The 15958-nt window shown below is 61.3% G+C and carries 12 protein-coding genes and 1 pseudogene; 3 read left to right on the top strand and 10 right to left on the bottom strand.

Going from position 1 to position 15958, the window contains the following annotated elements; all coding sequences use genetic code 11:
- The 4 genes from AAAB16_RS05700 to AAAB16_RS05685 all read right to left on the bottom strand — a co-directional run.
- Positions 1–729, bottom strand: a 729-nt coding sequence (locus tag AAAB16_RS05700) for an MFS transporter (protein ID WP_340662466.1), incomplete at its 3' end; no start/stop codon positions are given.
- A 130-nt stretch (positions 730–859) separates the two neighbouring features.
- Entirely contained in the window at positions 860–1750 is an 891-nt protein-coding gene (locus AAAB16_RS05695) for an alpha/beta fold hydrolase (protein WP_340662465.1), read from the bottom strand.
- Between the two features lie 61 nt (positions 1751–1811).
- Positions 1812–3182, bottom strand: coding sequence for a DUF1329 domain-containing protein (locus tag AAAB16_RS05690; protein WP_340662464.1), 1371 nt, complete (start codon positions 3180–3182; stop codon positions 1812–1814).
- 50 nt (positions 3183–3232) lie between these two features.
- Positions 3233–5134 (bottom strand): DUF1302 domain-containing protein, encoded by a 1902-nt coding sequence (locus AAAB16_RS05685; protein WP_340662463.1) that lies wholly within the window; start codon positions 5132–5134, stop codon positions 3233–3235.
- 246 nt (positions 5135–5380) lie between these two features.
- Here AAAB16_RS05685 and AAAB16_RS05680 point away from each other — a divergent pair, with 246 nt between their 5' ends.
- From AAAB16_RS05680 to AAAB16_RS05670, 3 genes are all read left to right on the top strand, one after another.
- Positions 5381–6001, top strand: coding sequence for a TetR/AcrR family transcriptional regulator (locus AAAB16_RS05680; protein WP_340662462.1), 621 nt, complete (start codon positions 5381–5383; stop codon positions 5999–6001).
- Positions 6002–6022: 21 nt separating this feature from the next.
- Positions 6023–6922, top strand: a complete 900-nt coding sequence (locus AAAB16_RS05675; protein ID WP_340662461.1) for an alpha/beta hydrolase — start codon at positions 6023–6025, stop codon at positions 6920–6922.
- A 104-nt stretch (positions 6923–7026) separates the two neighbouring features.
- Positions 7027–10125: a glycosyl hydrolase gene (locus AAAB16_RS05670; protein ID WP_340662460.1), complete on the top strand. Its 3099-nt coding sequence runs from the start codon at positions 7027–7029 to the stop codon at positions 10123–10125.
- Positions 10126–10300: 175 nt separating this feature from the next.
- Here AAAB16_RS05670 and AAAB16_RS05665 read toward each other — a convergent pair.
- The 6 genes and pseudogenes from AAAB16_RS05665 to AAAB16_RS05640 all read right to left on the bottom strand — a co-directional run.
- A pseudogene (locus AAAB16_RS05665) lies at positions 10301–10846 on the bottom strand (SDR family NAD(P)-dependent oxidoreductase); the annotation flags it as partial.
- The gene (locus AAAB16_RS05660) at positions 10795–10944 is read right to left on the bottom strand and encodes an acyl-CoA dehydrogenase N-terminal domain-containing protein (protein ID WP_340662459.1); all 150 of its coding nucleotides are present in this window, start codon (positions 10942–10944) and stop codon (positions 10795–10797) included. The gene AAAB16_RS05660 and the pseudogene AAAB16_RS05665, both read right to left, overlap by 52 nt.
- On the bottom strand, positions 10941–12290 hold the full coding sequence (locus AAAB16_RS05655; protein ID WP_340662458.1) for an MFS transporter: 1350 nt from the start codon (positions 12288–12290) through the stop codon (positions 10941–10943). The genes AAAB16_RS05660 and AAAB16_RS05655 overlap by 4 nt, the downstream gene beginning before the upstream one ends.
- 35 nt (positions 12291–12325) lie before the next feature.
- Positions 12326–13408: a flavin reductase gene (locus AAAB16_RS05650; RefSeq protein ID WP_340662457.1), complete on the bottom strand. Its 1083-nt coding sequence runs from the start codon at positions 13406–13408 to the stop codon at positions 12326–12328.
- Positions 13409–13509: 101 nt separating this feature from the next.
- Positions 13510–15117 (bottom strand): AMP-binding protein, encoded by a 1608-nt coding sequence (locus AAAB16_RS05645; RefSeq protein ID WP_340662456.1) that lies wholly within the window; start codon positions 15115–15117, stop codon positions 13510–13512.
- Positions 15118–15218: 101 nt separating this feature from the next.
- On the bottom strand, positions 15219–15958 hold a 740-nt coding region (locus AAAB16_RS05640; protein ID WP_340662455.1), incomplete at its 5' end, for a pyruvate carboxyltransferase.

Genomic DNA, 15958 nt, shown 5'->3' with positions numbered 1-15958 from the left:
GTCCAGGTTCTGCGCCAGAAAGTAGGTTTGGTAGGTGGTCAGCACGGACAAGGCGGCGCCCATCAACAAGCGACCGGACATCAACACGGCAAAGTTGACGGAGGGCCAGGCACGCTGACGTGTTGGCAGCTGAGCTGTTGCGTCAGGCGCTGCAAACGGCACTGCCCGTACCAGCTGAACTTCGTCCAACAGGGTGCAGAAATACAGAACCGCCACTGTCATCAGCACGGTTGGCAGGACAAACACCGCGATAAAGTCATGGGAAATAAAGTCGACCAGGAATGCACCAATCACCATGCCACAGGGAATGCTGATGGCCAGCAGGCCGGAAATGCGGGTTTGTTGCTCGACGGGAATGCGGTCCAGCAACACCGCACACAACCCCGCCACTACGGCGTTGAGCCCGAGCTGAAACAGGCAATAGCCGGCGACCAGCACCGCCACGCTCTGCGCCGTGCCACAGATAAAAGCGGCCGCGAGTGAGATAAAAACGCCGGCGATCATCCACGGTCTGCGGCGCCCCAATACCAGCGTGGTGGCGTCACTCAACTTGCCGATAACAGGACCGGCGCACATCGCAACCAGTGCGCCGCAGGCCAGCACCACGCCCAGCACATCGGTGGAACGTTGCACGCCGACCAGGGCCTGGGTCTTCAGGGCCAAACTGATAAAGGTGGGTGGCAGCGACGTGGCCCACAAACATACAAAGGCGCAAAAGTAGGCAAGCATGAACACCTTGCCCACAGGCTTTAGGGCAAGCTCGGCGCTCGTCGCTAAAGCAGTATTGGCGGGTAAAGCAGGATCTGCAGGCATGGCAACCCCAGCGAAATGATGATTTCGCGTGTGTGAAGTACGTGGATTAACGCGTTGAATAAGTGCGCTCGAGGGCGTTATCAATCAGCCTGGCGGACAGGCGATTGAGTACCCAGCCGATGAGTTTGTCGGTCACTTGAAGGTCGGCATCGTCATTGAGTAATTCGTGCCTGAACCCCTCGTACACCGCTAGCTCCTTGTCCTGTACCGCCAGCTTTTCAAATAGCGCAGAGGCGGTTTGGCAGGACGTGTACTGGTCATCGGTACCGTGCAGGAGCAACACCGACGTGTCCCAACGGCTGGCCGCTCGCCAACAGCTGTTGGACACGGACACCGCAGTAAGCCCGAGCAACCCGTGCACGGCTTTTACGTAGCAATGGGGGTCTGCGAGAAACCGCTCAACCTGGGCCGGGTTTCTGCTCAGGCCTTCGGGTTTGTTCAAGGGCGCGACGGGGAATGGATTCAGCACCCGCGACAACGCCACCAGGATGGCATCACTGACAAAGGTGGCCGGTTTGACGATGGCGGGGCTAAGCAGCACCACGCCTTCCACGCCCTCAGGGTCGCGAGCCACGCTGCCCGCCGTCACCAACCCGCCCAACGAATGACCGATCAGGTACAGCGGCAAACGTTTCTTGGCCAACAGCTCGCGGGCGATCAGGTGTTCGCTGACGGCCTTGCGGATATCGGTATTGCCAGGCTTGCCGGTGGAGCCGCCGTGACCGTGCATATCGAATGCGTACACCGCTATGTTCAGCTCCAACAGCCGTTGAATAAGCCGGCTGTGCTGGTGGTAATAACGGCAGGCATATTCGCCATAGCCATGCTGCAGCAACACCATCGCCACTGGCTCCACCGGTTCCCAGCAGTAGCCGGCCAACCCCGTGGCCACGTACCAATGGCTTGCCTGAAACTCTTCGCGTACCACAGAGAACATCGCAGTCACTCACTGTCAGAGTCGGGATAGGCAGCCGCGGCTACCTACCCCGCCGGGTTGGTTAGCGAACGCCTTTGCGCCGCAGGCTGGAGGGATCGAAGTAGCTGTCTTCCGGCACCGGCTTGGAGAAGTTGGCGGTTTCGGCTTCTTCACTGTCCAGGTTGGTGACGAAGTAGCGACGCGACTGGATGTCGTAGTAGGCCTCGATGCCCGACCACACTGCCGGCAGGTCGTAGAAGTTCTTGGTGTAGGCCACGGCTATATTCCACAGCTCGCCTTTGCCATCGTAGTTATCGATTTCTACCGCCTGCCAGCTGTCCTCATCGAGGTACATCGTACGTTTGCCGTAGATATGACGATTGCTGGCTTTGAGCGTGGCTTCAACCACCCACACGCGGTGCAGCTCGTAGCGCGTGAGGTTCGGGTTGATATGGCCTGGTTGCAAGAGGTCGTCGTACTTAACACCCTGGGCGGTCAGGGCGTAGTTGTTGTACGGAATGTAGATCTCTTTCTTGCCCAGCAGCTTCCAGTCGTAGCGGTCGGGCGAGCCGTTGTACATGTCCACACTGTCGACCGTTTCGATACCTTCCGAACCACTGGTGGTGGTGTCGTAGCTCAGGGTTGGTGCGCGGCGCACCCGACGCTGGCCTGGGCTATAGCCCCAGGCTTTGCGCGGCTCGGCTACCTGGTTCAGGGTTTCATGGACGATAGAGGCTTCGCCGGCAAAGCGCGCGGGCGAAATGGTTTCGGTGCTGTAGAAGAACATGATGTTGTTCAGGTCTTTGTACGAGGCCTTGCGGTCGTAGAACTTGAACTTGGCTTCCTGCTTGGTTTTCACCAGCGCGTAGCTTCCATTCTTCTGCACCAGTGCACCGGCCGCGTTGCGCTGGATGTACTCGCCACGGTAGCGGGCGATATGGTTCCAGATGGCCTCCAGGCCGTTCTGCGGGATGGGGAACGGGATGCCGGCGTATGCATCTTCGAAGCCGTTGCCGGACTCCACCAGCTTGGCGGTCGCGGCATTGGCTGCCGTGTTTTTGTACACCCAATCCGGTGCCGAGCCACTGCGGCGGCTGGTGTACACCGGAATCGTGAACGTGGTCGGATAGCTGTTGAGCATCGCCACCTGGCCAGCGGTCAGGTGGGCTTTGTATTGCTCGACATTGGACTTGTCGATCACGAACAACGGCTTGTCGTTCGGGAACGGATCGATATGGTGCTGGCCGGAACCTTTGTAGCCGGCAGGGGCAGCCGTGATACCGCCTTCCCAAGGGGGAATCGTGCCCGCGGCGTTGCCCGCTTTCTCGGCGCCGAGCGGCGTCAGCGTGGTGCCAAGCTTGGCGACTTCGGAGCTGGGTACTGCTGCGTGAACACTGAATGCGGCCAGGCTGAAAGCTGCCAGCGTGCCAAGTACTGCCTGTTTAGTAAGCATTGAAAATCTCCACCGATTTCGTCAGGTGCTGCGAGCCGTCTGGGGCTTTTTTAGAAGGAGTACTTCACGTTCAGGCCGATGTTGTCGCGGTCGCGACCACGGTTGCTGTCACCGGCGCCGTAGAACGAGGTGTACTGAATTTCACCCTGCAGGCTGTTCAGGTAGCTGGCTTTAAGGCCGAGGGTGTGGGCCTTGGCGCCTTCGTTAAAGCGCCCGGTCTGGTTGGAGGTGCCTTGGAAGTCATCCTTGAACACCACGAACGGCGACAGGTTTACCCCGGCGAACACGTTGTTCCAGGTGCCGCCGACGGTCACCGTGTAGCCGTAGGCATCACGATCCATAAAGGTGTTGCGTCCGCTGCCGACGAACTCGCGCTTGCTGCCGTCCCAACCGGTGTAGGTCAGGCTGCTGCCACGAATATGCTCGGAGGCAATTTCTGCCACACCGATCAACGAGTCGAAGCTGAGCGCCGGGCCGAAGTTGTAGATGGTGCCCAGCGATGTGTTGAATGCCTCGACGCGCTGGTAGTTGTGCAGCACGTTGTCGCGACACAGGTTCTGCCCCGCAACGAGCGCACAGGCCGAACTGGCACTGACGCCGCCATTGGCCAACTGGCTGATGCCGGTGGCGCCTTGGGTGATGATGTCCGTCACCACCTGGTCGGAGCTGGCGATGGCCACCGGCAGATTCGGCCGGTACGCCACTTCACCGAACACCGAAGCATCGCCCAGCACCGTGCTGAAGCTCAGGCCGTACATGCGGATATCTTCGGGGTATTCACGACGGGCGATGGCGTTGCCTGCCGCATCGATGCTGGCCAGCGCCGGGCGGGCTGCTGCCGGGAACGCCGCCCAGAACGGATTGCTGTAGTTCACACCTTGATAGCTGCCGAAGTCGACGGCCAGCTGCGGTTCAGTGGCGTGGTAGTTGACGAAGTAGAAGCCGAATTCGGTGTCGTTGAGCGACTCTGCCACATAGCGAAACGCAACGCCGAACTGGCCGTCATCGCGCGCGTTAATATCGCTGCCCACGTTCGCCACCTTGAGGGTGCCGGTGCTGGGGTCGAGATAGGGGTTCGCCCCGAACGGCCCATTGCCCACCAGGCCCAGCGCCGTCGCGGTGCCGTAGAAGGGCATCACCTGCGCCAACGCGGCGCTGCTGCCGTAGGCGGTTTTGCCGCCCTCGGCGAACAGGTCGGTTTGCGAGAAATAGGTGCCCACCGGATCCACCGCCGTCTCGCGCCAGTTCCACTGGTAATAGGCTTCCATCGACAGGTTGTCGGTGAGGCCGAGGCTGAAACTGAACGCTTCCAGCGGGATGAGGATTTCCTTGATTTCCGAACCTGGCAGCCGGTACTTGGTGGCATCGACCGGGTTGGAGGTGTTCACCCCGCCGCGATAAAACAGGCCTTCGCCCCAGTTGAATACTTGCCGTCCCAGGCGCGCAGTGAGTGGCCGGCTACCGATATCCCAGTTGCCGAAAATATAGGCGTCCAACAGCGTGGCATCGCGGCCGGCGGCGTGGCGGGTGTCGTAGCTGAAGCTGCTGTTGTCGGGGTAATTCTGGCTGGGCTGGGTCGGGGTGTTGTTGCTGTCGTAGTCGTTGCGCTTGTCCATGATCTGGGTGTCATAGAACGCCGAGCCGCGCATGAACAGACCGTAGTTCTGGTAGTTGGCCTGCAGCTCACTGGTGACTTTGAACACCTCGGACACCAGCCCCGTATCGAACGAACGGTTGCCGTCGTTTTCGTTGATGTCGTCGTTGCTCTTGTCTTGCGCCTGCACGCGCCAGAGCTGGCCGTAGGACAGGGTGGTGTCCAGCGAACCCGTCACCTCGCCTGCGTTGAAGGTGAATGCGTGGGCGTTGATCGATGCCGCGATGGCGGAAATCCCCACCAATGTCTGAAGCCCAACCAATCCGGGTGCGACTGTTTTTTTGTATTTGTTGTTCATCTCTCGTCCTTTGCCATCTTATTTTTGTGTGGTCCGAACTAACTCCGCCCTGCTTCGTTACGTGTGCCCTTCTCCCCCTGTGAAATTCGGCGCTTGCTGACTGGTCAGGTCCTGCGCGCTTGCGAAAAGTTATCCGCATGGATAGTATCCATTTGGAGAGTTTTTACATGGTTTGCACGTGTTGTCAATGCTCGACACGAGGCGTACAACGCCCAACTACCGATGGCGACTCATTGATCGATGAACATGGCGACCACAAAAATCACCAAGCAGGAACGCAGCGAGCAAACGAAAACGCAGCTGCTGGAAATCGCGTTAAAACAGTTCGCAATCCACGGTTTTGCCGGCGTCGCATTGCGCGATATCGCCGATGAGGCGGGGGTGAACCACGCGATGATCAGGTATTACTTTGGCGACAAAGAGAACCTGTGGAGAGAGAGCGCCATCTTTCTGATGGAACGCCTGGCCAGGGAAGTACCGCGGCCCAGCGTGGAAAACCTGTCGGAGGATCTGGCAGAAATAAAGGCGTACATCCGCAACTACGTGCGTTATTGCGCCCGTTACCCCGAGCACGCACGGTTTTTTATTCAGGAGTCCATCAGCAGTTCCGAACGTTTGATGTGGGTAGCCGAAGCCTATATCCGTCCTGCGCACTTGCAGACGCTTGAGATCATCAAGGTCATCAGTGCCAGGCTCGGACTGGGCCACGCCAACCCGATCACGATTCTCTACATGATCACGTCCATGTCGCAGATCCCTTACATGCTTGCGGCAGAGATGAAGTCGACCCATAACCTTGACTCCATGCAACCGGCAGCAATTGAGTCCCACGCCGATACGGTGATTCAGCTGTTGTTCAGGAGTTGATAATAAAAAAGGACATGCTCGATGAGCATTCGAGGTCTGTTTTTCCGCACCCTGCTGCACCTGCTGTTCCGCAATAGAAACGCGATTCCCCTCGACGAGCGCCGCTCGGGTATGGAACGCAGCACGCGGATTTTCAAACCGGCCCCCGGCGTCACCTTTACACCCGTTTCCGTTCAAGGCCTGAACGCCGAACTGGTCACCCCGCCCAACGCCGAAGGCGATTGTGCCGTGCTGTTTCTGCATGGCGGCGCGTACACCGCGGGCTCGCTGGAAACTCACCGCGCGCTGGTCTCTTATATCGCCGCGCACAGTCGGGTGCGGGCGCTGCACCTGAACTATCGTCTGGCCCCCGAGCATCCCTACCCTGCTGCCGTGGAAGACGCCCTGCTCGCCTTCCAGTGGCTGCAAACTGCCTTGAAGGTGCGCGCTGAAAAAATCGTCATTGTTGGCGACTCAGCGGGCGGCGGCCTGGCCCTGGCCAGTGCCCTGCGTCTTCGCAACAACCTGCAAGCCCTACCCGCCGGTATTGCCTGTTTATCGCCCTGGACCGATCTCACCCTTTCCGGCACCAGCATCGAAGCGCTGCGCAGCGTAGACCCGTTTTTCAAAGACACCGGCTACCTGCGTGACTCCGCTGCGCGATATGCCAACGGCGCCGCCACCAACAACCCGGAAATCTCGCCGCTGTTCTCCAACCCCTATGGGCTGCCGGACATTCTGATTCATGTTGGTTCCCATGAAGCGCTGCTCAGCGACTCGGAAAACTTCGCCAGCAAGGCTGTGCAAGCGGGCGTGTACGTCGAGCTGAAAGTCTGGCCCGGCGCCTGGCACGTGTGGCAGCTGTTCCACAACTTCGTCCCGGAAGCCAAGGCGTCGGTCATTGAAATTGCCGCATTTATACGAATGAAAGTGGTGCGCTGACTCAGCGCAACCCTGCCCCGTTTACTGGTTTTACGTTGCCCGCGACGGCTGTGCTGCACAGCGCCGTTTGCACCGTCGTGTTCGCAAGAAGGACTACCGTTGCCATGCCCCGTTCTCGTATTGCCCGCGTGCTGTTGATTGGAACCTTGCTAGTGATGCTGCTGGCCGCCGCCACCGGTCTCTGGGTGTGGCGCGAGGTGGTGTCGCTATTGCAGCCCTCGACCTACCAGCCCGACCAGGCCCTGGCCACTTACGCCAACGAACCTGCGCCTGCCAAACCCAGCGAGCCGGCGGCTGCGGCGTTCAGCTGGAACACCCTGAACCACCCGCCCATTTCGGCCCAACCGTGGATTCGCTGGTGGTGGCCGGGTGGCGATGTGGATGCCGTTGAGCTGCGCAATGAACTTCAGCAAATGAAAGCGGCAGGCTTTGCCGGCGCCGAGGTTCAACCCTTCACCATGGGTATGCGTGAGCTGTTGGCTAACGACCCGGAGCTGCGTGCGCGAGTGAACGCGTTCGACACCCCACGCTACTTCGACTTGCTGCGCGGCATGCTGAAAGACGCCCAAAGCCTGGGTATGCAGATTGACCTGACCCACTACAGCGGCTGGCCCGGCGGCAGCCGTTTGGTCACCGCCCAGGACGGTATCCAAAGCCTGGCCTGGAGCGAATTGCAGGTGAGCGGCGGCCAGCACATCAGCCTCGACATTCCGCGGCCCAGACCCAGCTTCAACGCCTACGCTCTGTCGCTGGCCAGCCTGTACCTGAAAATGGGCGACTTCGCCGACTTCGATGCGGCCAGCGTGCAGCTGCTCAGCGTGATCGCCGCGCGCCCGGTGGGCGGCAGCCACAGCCTGATCTCGATCCGCAACAGCCTGCAGCTGGACCCTGCCACCGTGCAGGTACTGGACGCCCAGGTGCGTGACGGCCGCCTGAGTTGGGACGTGCCCGACGGCGACTGGATCATCGTGGCCTCATGGATGCTTCCCGCGGGCGAACACCCATCCCTGATCGCCAGCGACCCACCCGGCTATGTGCTCGACTTGCTGCGCAGCGATGGCGTACGTGCCCATTACAACTACGCCTTCGGCCAACGCGCGGGCCTCGCGCCCTTCTACGGCAACACCCTGCGCGCCATCTTCAACGACAGCTACGAATACAAAACCGACCGCATGGTGTCCGCCGATTTTCTCGAGGAATTCCAACGTCGGCGTGGCTACGACCTGCGGCGCTACCTGCCCAGCGTGTATGTGAAAGGAGCGGACAACTGGCACCTGACCGAGATGCTGCCCAAGGTCGCCCCCGAATACCGTATTACCGATCTCGATGCGCGCATCCGTTATGACTGGCAACACACGCTGTCCGACCTGGTGATCGAACGCTTCGGCCAGACCTCCGCCCAATGGGCAGAGGAACGCGGGCTGCAATCGCGACAGCAAAGCTACGGCCTGGATATCGACATCATCCGCGCCCAGGGCGCCAACGACATTCCCGAAACCGAGCAGCTGTACGCCGGTGGCACCCGTGAGTTCTATCGCATCACTGCCTCCGCTGCGGCCCTCTACGGCAGAAACCTAGTCAGTTCCGAATCCTTCGTCTGGCCCGGCCAGGACTATTCGGTCAATGCCTCGAAGCTGAAGGTGTATGCCGACAACCTGCTTGCCTCGGGCATCAACCACATCATCTATCACGGCTTTCCCTACGACTGGAAACCCTACGGCAAGCCCGACGCCTTTGGCACGCCCAGCTGGGACCCTTGGTCCAGTGCCGAATCACCGCAATATGTATTTTCCGGCAACTACTCGCCCCGCGTGCCGATCTGGAACGACCTCCCGCAACTGAACAGCTACCTTGCGCGTGCACAGAACCTGCTGCGCCAGGGCCGCCCCCACTACGACGTATTGGTGTACTACCCGTTCTTTGGTTATCGCGGCCGTGGCTATGGCGCGAGTGAATCGGCGATTCCGATGTTCAATGGCGCCTTTGCCCTGAGCGATCCCGCCGGCAAAAACGCGTCACCTCAATCGGATGAAACCGATGACGAACGTATCGCCTGGCTGCGCAAAGTTCGGCCATTACTGGATGAATTGGAACGCAGGGGGCTGACCTGGGGCTGGTTCAATGGTGATGCCTTGCGCACGCGCCTGAAACCGGCCGGGCAAATGCTAGGCGGTGCCACCTATACCACCCTTGTTTTCGCCGAAGCGGATGCGGTTGCGCCCGAGGACTTAATGGCCGCCAGAACGTTGATGCGACAACACACACCGGTAGCGATTTACGGCAAAGCCCCCAGCCATCAACCCGGTTTTTTCAACGCCGCGGAAGGTGATGCCACGGTGAAAGCTATCGCCAACGAGTTGCCATTGGGGGCCGACGCGCCTGCCCAGTTTGTCGCAGACCTGCTCCGACACCACGAATCGCCACTGGCATACACAGTTCCCTCGCCGATCCTGCACAACAGCCGCACGATGAGCGACTCAACCCATATCCATTTCTTCGCCAACCCCACCGACGCGCCGCAAACGGTTCAACTACGCGTGGCCAATACCCAACCTCAAGCACTGTGGTGGTTTGACGCCTTGAGCGGAACTGAAACGTCGGCTTCCATCAACACGGACCAGTCACTCACGCTGCAACTGCAGCCTTATGAGTCGCGTTTTCTGGTCAGTGGACAAGCACCTCCTGAGTCCCTCGGCAACTCTTCACCCAAAGCTGCTGGGCCATCACGTGCGAAAGAGATGCTCTTGAGCGATTGGTCGCTGACCGTGGACGGTAAACCGACCCGCAACGGGCTTTTCGACTGGCGACTCAACGACGACCTCAAGTATCAACCAGGCCCTGGCATTTACCGCACGCAATACACACTCGCAGAGCCAGCGCAGGGAGCACGCTACGTGCTTGATCTAGGGCCTGTACCAGGAAGTGCAGTGGTCAGAGTCAATGGCCAGGAAGCGGGACGTGCCAGCCTGCCGCCGTGGCGCGTAGACGTAACGGCTCTGCTGGTAGATGGCCAGAACACTCTGGAGATCGACTACCAGCCCACGCTTCGCAACGCACTGATCGGTCGAGCGCTGGGAGGGGACAAGAGGCTCGCGCATTTTAAAAGCCGGGCAGATGCGTTAGTGCCAGAGGGGCTAAGTGGTCCTATTCGTCTTTACCAAATGCCTGCAGAAGTACAGGTTGAGTCCAAGGTGGAAAAATAGGACGGCCTTGAGAACTCGTTTCGAGAAAGGATGAGGTGTCGTCCGTGCAGGACGATCCCATGTCCGAAACAGAACGTTCTCCTAAGATCATGACAGGCAGCTAGTGGCCGTTTGCTGCCGGTCACGACGGGCCGCTTCCGGCCAAAAGCGGACATGCCACGATCTAGGAACCGCGCTACAAGCTGCTCACCAAGTGCCCGCCATCCACGGCCATTGTGGAGCCAGTCTTAAAGCTTCCTGCCTCACTGGCCAACAACAAAAACGGCCCTTCCAGCTCTTCCAAATTTCCCAACCGCCCCATCGGCACAGCGCTGCGAATATAGGCCTGCCCCTTTTCACCATTGAAATAGGCGTCATTCATTTCCGTCTTGAAGTAGCCCGGCGCAATGGCATTGACCCGCACGCCGTAACGCGCCAAGTCCAGCGCCAACGACTGGGTAAGCTGCACCACCCCGGCCTTGGCTGCGCTGTGATGGCTGTAACCACTGCCTACGCGTAGACCGAGAATGGAGGCAATGTTGATGCTGCCACCCTTGCCCGCCTTGACCAGCCGTTGCGCCGCGCACTGTGCCGTGCGCCACACGCCGTCGAGGTTGGTGGCCAGCATCGCGCGCCAGTCTTCTTCGCTGATGTCCAGGGCGCGCTGGCCGTTGCCGATACCGGCGTTGTTCAGCGCCACATCGACCACACCAAACTGCGCCTCGGCGGCATCGAATGCAGCGCGCGGTCGTGTTCGGCATAGCGCGGGCGCTGCAGCAGCGCTTGCGTGCCGAGCAGTTCATAGAGATGAAAACGTAACTCGCGTTCGAAGTCGCTCATGCGGTTTTTCTCGGTAAGGTCGATAAATCGGCAGTCGGTGTTTCGCCGCGCATGGCGGCGGCATCGGCAACAAAGTGCCAGGCGGCGCGCGCCAGGGCGGCCATGGTCACCAGCAGGGCCGCGGGGATCAGCAGCATGGCGGTGTGCAGGCCCTCGGCCTTGAACAGTTCGTTCATTTTATTGGCGCCGGCTGCCAACATGGCGGCCTGGGCGTAGTGGTCAGACAGCCAGCCCACAGCCACCGGTCCCAGGCCGCCGCCCAGCAGGTACAGTGCGGCAAAGAACAGCGCCATGGCGGTGGCTCGCAGGCGCGGCTGCACCACGTCCTGTACGGCGGTGAACGCGCAGGTGAAAAAGCTATAGGAGAACAACCAGCCCGCCGCGAACAACGCGATAAACAGCCCCGCCTCGATGCGCCCGCTCAGCAGCGCTGCACCACTTCCCACCGCCGCCAGCAGCATGCTCAACGCGGAAAACAGTAGCCGCCCTCGGGCCCAGCGCTGATGAATGCGATCGGCTAGAACGCCGCCCGCGGTCAGCCCCAACAGGCCGGTGACCCCGACGATCACGCCGGTGGCTATCGCCGCGCGTTCCAGCGGCAAACCGAAGTAACGCTGCAGCAGCGGCACCATAAACGCCGTGCAGGCATAGGTGGCAAAGTTGAACGCCAGCCCCGCCAGTACCAGCCAGCGAAAGGTCGCAATCGCCAGAATGGTGCGCAGCGGCTTGACCACCGGCTCGCCAGCCTCCTGCAGATTGTCCGCCGCGCCACGCGCCGGCTCACGAATGAAGAACAGACACACCGCCAACAGTAAACCAGGCAGCGCCGCGATAAAGAACGGCGCGCGCCAGCTGTCGAATGCTTTGACCATCGCGCCCACCGTGAAATAGGCCAATAAAAGCCCCAACGGCAGGCCGAGCATGAACAACCCCATGGCTCGGCCCCGCTTCCGGCTAGGGAACAGATCGCCAATCAGTGAGCTGGCCGCCGGCGCGTAGCTGGCTTCGCCAACGCCTACCCCCATGCGAACCAGCAGAAAGGCCCAGAAGCCATTGGCTAGGCCAGTCGCTGCCGTCAGCGCGCTCCAGGTGGCCAGGCCCCAGCCCATGATGCGGCGCCGTGAACCATTGTCAGCCATGCGCCCCAAGGGCACGCCCGCCAAGGCATAGACTACGGTGAAGGCCGTACCCGCCAGACCCAGTTGCAGGTCGCTGAGCTGCCACTCCAGGCGCAGCGGCTCGACGATGATGGCCGGGATGGTACGGTCGAAATAATTGAACAGATTGGCGACAAACAGCAGAAAGAGAATGCGCCAGGCGTTCGGCGCTTGGTATCCAGTGCTCATGGTCATGGCCCTTTTTGGGTGGTTGCGCGATCACGTCAGGCTTGCAGTTGTGCGGACAACGTGTCAGCCGCGGCCAGCAAAGCACCGGGAAGTTGGCCGTGCCAGTCGGCGTCCAGCCGGGTAGCGCTGGCAGCCAGAGTCAAGGCCATGAGCATGCCGCCGTCAGGTGCCACAATCGGCGCGCTGAAGGTGTGCACCGGCACCTTGTGCAACAGCGACGGTGTGGTGCCGACCATCCGCGCCAGGCCTTGCTCGCGCACCTCGGCCAGCGCCTCGGTAAAGCGCTGACGGCGGCTGGCCAGGTCCTCACCCGGCACACTGGATTGGCGCAGGTCCTCCTCGATAAACGCCTGGGTCACGGCTTCGGGCAAAAAGGCGGCGAAGGCGAGCCCCGTGGCGGAGCGGGTAACGGGCATCACCAGACCACTGAACAACTGGTCGCTGACCGGTTGGCTGGACGGTTCCCAATGCACCGCAGTGGGGCCATGGTTTCCCCACACCGACAGGCACAGGGTATGCCCACCCAATTGCTCAGCCACAGCCGGCAAGGCCGCGCTGACACGGCGGATGGCAGACAGCGGCACCGGCTCTAGCGCGTTGGCCTGGTAGTAGCTGGCTTCCAGGTCGCACGAATGAGCGACCATATACCGCCCGGCGCTGAAGGCCAGCGGGCGGCGATTGCCCTGCGCCATGCGCTCGACACGGCCGATGTAGAGCATATGATCGCCGCTCGGATAGGCCGCCACCTGCACGCATTCCAGGTAGGCCGCTACACCGTCGAGAATCGGCACATTACCCAGGCCGTTGTGGTGGGGGATGCCCTCGAATTTGTCTTCGCGGGACCTGGCGAAGTTGTTGGAAATACCGATCTGGTCATCAGCCAGGATATTCACGGTAAAACGCGGGCTATCGCGAAAGGGAGCGAAGCTCTTGGCCGTCAGTGCCTGGCTCCACAGCACCAACGGTGGCTCCAACGACACGGTGTTGAACGAGTTGGCGGTCACGCCTTGGGCCACGCCCGCGGCGTCGCGGGTAGTGACCACCGTCACGCCGGTCACAAAAGTACCGAACACATCGCGCAACTGTCGGGCGTCGAAAGGCGCGGTGGAAATAGTCATGGTGGCTGCCTCGCATGCAGGGTTTCGAGGGCGAACGGGGCCACGGCGGTGGTAAAGCACCGCCGGGCAGCGTCGCGGATTACAGAGCTATCGGCCGCCGCTTAGCGCGGCACGTCCAGGCCTTGGGCCACGTGGTCCCAGGTATCGCTCGTCAGGCCCTCTTCACGCAGGGCCACCTTGCGCACCTTGCCGGTTGGCGTGCGCGGCATGGGGGTCAGGCAGCGGTAGTAGCGCGGCACCATAAAGCGCGGCAGGTGCTGCACGCAGTGCTGAAACAGGGCGTGGAAATCGAAGCTTTCACCGGCGGTGCTTTCAAACACCACCAGCACCTCGCTCTCGCCGATGTCTGACCGCACCGCCACCGCCGCCGCCTCATGAATGCCGGGGAAGGTGGCCACCGCCGCCTCCAGTTCCTGGGAGGAGATATTTTCCCCGCGCCGGCGCAAGGCATCGGATTTGCGGTCGTGGAAGTAGAAGAAACCGTCCTCATCCATCGAGCCCAGGTCGCCGGTGTGCCACCACAAATCTCGCATGCTATCCAGCGTGGCCTGAGGGTTGCCCAAGTACTCCTTGAGCATGATGTTGGCCATGCGTGGGCGGTAGACGATCTCGCCAATTTCACCGGGCGGCAGCGCGCGGCCGTTGCCGTCATGAATCTCCATGATCGACGAGGCCGTGGGTTTGCCCATCGAGCCGATCTTGCGTCCGCGCAGAGGGTTGTAGATGACGTTCTTGATCTCGGTCTGGCCATACCCTTCGAGCACATGCACATTGAAGCGCGACTCGAAGCGGTACAGCACATCGGCCGGCGCCGGAGCAGCGAACACGCGGGTGACGTTGTGCTGGCGGTCCAGCGCCGAGCGCGGCGCCGAAAGCAGCATATGCAGCATCGAGCCCAGGGCATTGAACTGGGTGGCACCGGCCTGGCGGACTTCGTCCCACAGGTTCGACACGCTGAAGCGGGGCGACAGGATGATCGCCGCGCCGGCATAGATGGCCGCCGCGCAGGTGGTGACTTGGGCCATGCCATGGAACAGCGGCAAGCAGGTGTACAGGCGGTCACGGCAGGTGAGTTCGAAGGCCTGAGCGGTTTCCCGGGCCATCACCACGCCCTGCAGGTGCGGAGCGACCACCCCTTTGCTTTTGCCTGTGGTGCCGGAGGTGAAGCCGATGGCACAGGGGTCGCTGGGCAGCAATTCGGGGAATGGCGCCTGCGCGCTGCCGCGCGCCAGCAGCTCGTCCCACGACAGCACCTGGATGTCGCCCGCCGGCACCTTGGCCGGCACGCCATCGACATACACCAGGGTGCGCAGCGTGGGCGGCAACTCGCCCATGGTCAGCAGCAGCTCGCCCAGGCGCGCTTCGGTTATCAGAATGCTGGCCGCCGAATGCTCCAAGGTGTACTTGAGAAACGGGCCCTTGTAAGCGGTGTTGACCGGCACCTGCACCGTGCCGGCACGGGAAGCGCCGTAGCACGCGTACAGGTACTCGGGGCGGTTGGTCATAAAGATGCCCAGCACATCACCCTTCTTCACCCCCAGCCCCATCAGGCCGGCGCCGGCAGCGTTAACACGTTGGTCAAGTTGGCCGTAGGTGGTTTCCTCGCCTTCGAAAACCAAAGCGACATTATCCGGAGCGCACCCGGCCCGCGCGGCGATCAGGCCGCCCATGGTGCCGCCACCCAGGTCCTGCAAGTCGTGTCGATTCATGCTGTTTTACCGTAGTTTTTATTAGTGTGTTTCCAACTGCCCGGTACACCAGGCAGCCGCACGCAACGCTTGTTTCTGATAGTAGATAACGCGGGGTCGTCTTACCGGCCGTGCCTGTCGGCCGCCGCCCAGCGGAACTCGCTTTGTGCCGCGCGAAAGGCCTCCAGCTCTTCGGCGCTGCCCGGCACTTTGCCGGCCTTGCGGGTAAAACCTTTCTCCTTGCCACCCAGCACACCGTTCAGCCAGTTGGCGGTATCGATCAGACTGCTCAGATCAACCCCGGACTTCACGCCCATGAGGTCGAGCATCTGCACCACGTCTTCGCTGCACGTCCCGCCTACCGCCGCACCCGGTGCCGCCGGATGGCCGCCAGAGCCGGCCAGTGAGGTATCGATATTGAATGAACCCACGGCGATCTGTTCAGCGATATTGGCCAGCCCCATGCCTCGACTGTCGTGCACCTGCACGCGCAGTTTGTGCATGGCGGTGTGGCTGGCCGCGAACTCGAGCATATGGCGAATTTGCGGCGGCGCCGCGTAGCCACAGGAGTCGGCGAGAATCCACTCATCGATGCCCATGGCCGTCAGCCGGCTGACCAGGGACTGAACCTGCGCCGGACCACGCGGCAAACCGATCGGCCCGCCAAAAACGGCAATCAGGTACGTGCCCAGACGAATATCCGCAGTCGCCGCCAGCTCGCGCATCTTTTCCAACTCGATCAACGAGTCGTCGATGGAGCGGCCGATATTGGCCTTGGCAAAGGCTTCATCGGCGGCCAGCAGAAACCACGCCCCATGGGCGCCGGAGTCGATGGCGCGCTTGAGGCCAGTGAGGTTACCGA

Origin of the sequence: Pseudomonas sp. (assembly GCF_037994325.1) — a bacterium.
Taxonomy (GTDB): Bacteria; Pseudomonadota; Gammaproteobacteria; order Pseudomonadales; family Pseudomonadaceae; genus Aquipseudomonas.
The sequence above is the reverse complement of the archived record's forward strand: the minus strand, read 5'-3'. Positions and strand labels throughout refer to the sequence as shown.

Coding starts and splice junctions, on each gene's coding strand:
- AAAB16_RS05675 (WP_340662461.1), top strand. CDS start 6,023: ATGAGCATTCGAGGTCTGTTTTTCCGCACCCTGCTGCACCTGCTGTTC.
- AAAB16_RS05655 (WP_340662458.1), bottom strand. CDS start 12,290: ATGAGCACTGGATACCAAGCGCCGAACGCCTGGCGCATTCTCTTTCTG.
- AAAB16_RS05645 (WP_340662456.1), bottom strand. CDS start 15,117: ATGAATCGACACGACTTGCAGGACCTGGGTGGCGGCACCATGGGCGGC.
- AAAB16_RS05695 (WP_340662465.1), bottom strand. CDS start 1,750: ATGTTCTCTGTGGTACGCGAAGAGTTTCAGGCAAGCCATTGGTACGTG.
- AAAB16_RS05685 (WP_340662463.1), bottom strand. CDS start 5,134: ATGAACAACAAATACAAAAAAACAGTCGCACCCGGATTGGTTGGGCTT.
- AAAB16_RS05680 (WP_340662462.1), top strand. CDS start 5,381: ATGGCGACCACAAAAATCACCAAGCAGGAACGCAGCGAGCAAACGAAA.
- AAAB16_RS05660 (WP_340662459.1), bottom strand. CDS start 10,944: ATGAGCGACTTCGAACGCGAGTTACGTTTTCATCTCTATGAACTGCTC.
- AAAB16_RS05670 (WP_340662460.1), top strand. CDS start 7,027: ATGCCCCGTTCTCGTATTGCCCGCGTGCTGTTGATTGGAACCTTGCTA.
- AAAB16_RS05690 (WP_340662464.1), bottom strand. CDS start 3,182: ATGCTTACTAAACAGGCAGTACTTGGCACGCTGGCAGCTTTCAGCCTG.
- AAAB16_RS05650 (WP_340662457.1), bottom strand. CDS start 13,408: ATGACTATTTCCACCGCGCCTTTCGACGCCCGACAGTTGCGCGATGTG.